Source organism: Pseudomonas quercus, assembly GCF_012033695.1.
GTDB lineage: Bacteria > Pseudomonadota > Gammaproteobacteria > Pseudomonadales > Pseudomonadaceae > Aquipseudomonas > Aquipseudomonas quercus.
Genome location: NZ_JAAVJI010000038.1, coordinates 1 through 2,432 on the forward strand (window position 1 = coordinate 1; position 2,432 = coordinate 2,432).

Below are 2,432 nucleotides of genomic sequence, written 5' to 3' on the forward strand. Positions count from 1 at the left end.
GCGCCGGCCCTGGTTTCGCCATCTCCAGCGCCTCATACACCTTTGGCAAATACTTTCCGCACACTCGGTTGGCCAGAAACCCAAAATACCGGATCATCCGAAAATGCTTTTCCGGGATGTGCTGCACTACCCGGCGCAGCATATCGGCCTGGCTCACCGACTCCTGCTGATAGGTCTGCGTACGGTGATCCAGGTAGGTGAAGCTCAACGTAGCACCGGACGTGTAATGCGCCAGACGACTGCCCGAAATGGGCGGCTTCTTCAGGTAGCGGCCCAGGTAATTCACCGTTTTTCGCCCGTTTTCTGTCTTCTTCGACAGGTAAATATGCCAGTGCTGACCGCCTACATTGAGTACCAGGTTTCGCCAGTCGCTTTCACAGGTGATATGCGCCAATTCCGGCGGCATTATGAGCTGATCCCAGTGCTCCAATAGATGGTTACGCACATTCCACATCCAGCGACGACGCATCGCCTTTTCATGAAAAGCGATATTTTTCCAGACGTCCTGCTCATCCAGGCCGCCAGCAGTAGCCGACAGGTGCACGTGAGGGTGCCAGTTGAGCCGTCGTCCGTAGGTATGGATTGCGCCAAACAGCCCGATGCGCAGACCTCGCCGTTTTCCCGCATACAGCAGGTTGTCTGCGGCCAGACGGCACAGCGCATCGAGTAGGCCACGGTTATGAAAGAACACCGGCCACAGCGTGTCGGGCAGCGTGAACACCAGGTGGTACTAGGCGCAATCAGGCAAGCGGTTGTGTTGAACGGCGATCCACTGATCGGTGGCCTTTTTGCCGCACGATGGACAGGCCCGACAATGACAGGTGTTGCACAGGTATTTGACGTGGGGACAGCGGTCATTGGCGCAGGTGTACTGTTTCACGCCCAGGATCGAAGTACCACAAGCCAGCATTTTGCTCACCGACTCCACTTCGATCTCGCGTAGACCCCCAGCCTTCAGCAAATCCGCCCAACAGCTATTGGCCGTGAACAGGTTTTTCAAAGGCCGAGGTTTGAAGCTGTTTGGCATGGGAACGTTAAGTAACGACTGTTAATCTTCGGCAGGTGAAGGAGAGCGAGAGTTATATCCATGCGGGCCCGGATATGCAACAGGCGGTCCCTGATAAGTAGCTGGAGGATTTTTAAATGGTGGATACTGTAACGTACCACCAGGTGATGGTGGAATATCGGGCGAATCAGGCCGAACAGGATGATTTTGGGGGTTAGGTAATGAAATATAATGACGCGGCGGGAAGGCGCCATTGAACTGCAAAATATCCATATCCTGTTTTCTGGCTACGTCAGGCACTTTTACAAAAGTCTGAACATGTGGCATTTCACGCGCAGTCGCCTGGTCCCTCAGGGACGGCTCCCATGCGGTATGTGGTCCAGGTGGATGGCTATGCCCAAAAGTACGTGCAGAGCGCATGTCAGCTTCGGCAAAATTTTCTAGGTCAACATGACCATGTTCGCCCACCAGAACATCCCCAGCCCTTAAATTATTAGAATTCACTTCATAGTGGCTGACTTGCGCCTTTTCTCGGAAATTTTGATCAGCGGTATAAGGAAGGTTAGGATTTGTTCTGATCCCCGGGATCGATTTAAAATTTCTAATTCCACTTTGGAGATCAGGAGATTGATATTTGTACCCGTTAAATTTACTACTCAGGCCTACCTCTCCTGATTTTTCAAGCCGTGCTAATTCAGTTATATTTCTATGATAAGGATCGTTGTTAGCGTTAGATAGCACTGGGTTCTGTGGATGCCGTTGCTGAGGCCAAGAAGGGCTTGGATGCATTATTAAGGCTGGCTCGTAATTAACAAAGCCATTATTTATGACTGGCCTTAAAATATTATCGGATGTTTCAATAAATCGCTCTTGCCGCACTGCAAGCTTTAGTGTCTTTTGAGGTGTTTTTTCAGAGGGTTGGTGAATATTCTGATTAACTATTGCTTGCGTTAACTGGCTTCGCGCACGTTGGGAATCCAGATGGGTCAAGGCTAACTCTCTAGCGTTGTCAGGAAGAAGGCCAGCTTCTTCGTGATTACGCCCAATCTGATTGTGCTGGGAATTTGGGGCCTGTAAGATGGATGGATCTGTCGTCTGGCTAGAATTTATTGAATCTGTGTAGTGTTGCGAAGGAATACTCGGTCGAATTGGAATCATGCTACCTAGGCCTTATTCAGAGGATGTGATTGGCTGTGGGAAATACCGAAATTCTAATAGGTGGTCAGAAGGGCTGATGGAGTTCCAAAGACCGAAGATGGGCCTGCGTGCCAAGCGATACGGCTCTGAAGTTAGCACGGACCGATTTGCAGCCGCAGGCTGCCAAGTTCATGTGTAGGAATTTCAAAGATGCCTACACATGAAGAGGAGGCTCCAGACAAGAGCGTTACGGCACGATCAGCCTGTGCGGGGCAGAAGCCGGATAGCG

1 protein-coding gene and 1 pseudogene are annotated in these 2,432 nt (G+C 50.9%); both read right to left on the bottom strand.

Features of this window, described 5'->3' with window-relative positions; genetic code table 11:
• A pseudogene (locus tag HBH25_RS22900) lies at window positions 1-1,027 on the bottom strand (IS91 family transposase); the annotation flags it as partial.
• Between the two features lie 21 nt (window positions 1,028-1,048).
• Window positions 1,049-1,996: a hypothetical protein gene (locus HBH25_RS22905; RefSeq protein ID WP_168086217.1), complete on the bottom strand. Its 948-nt coding sequence runs from the start codon at window positions 1,994-1,996 to the stop codon at window positions 1,049-1,051.
• Window positions 1,997-2,432: the final 436 nt, after the last annotated feature.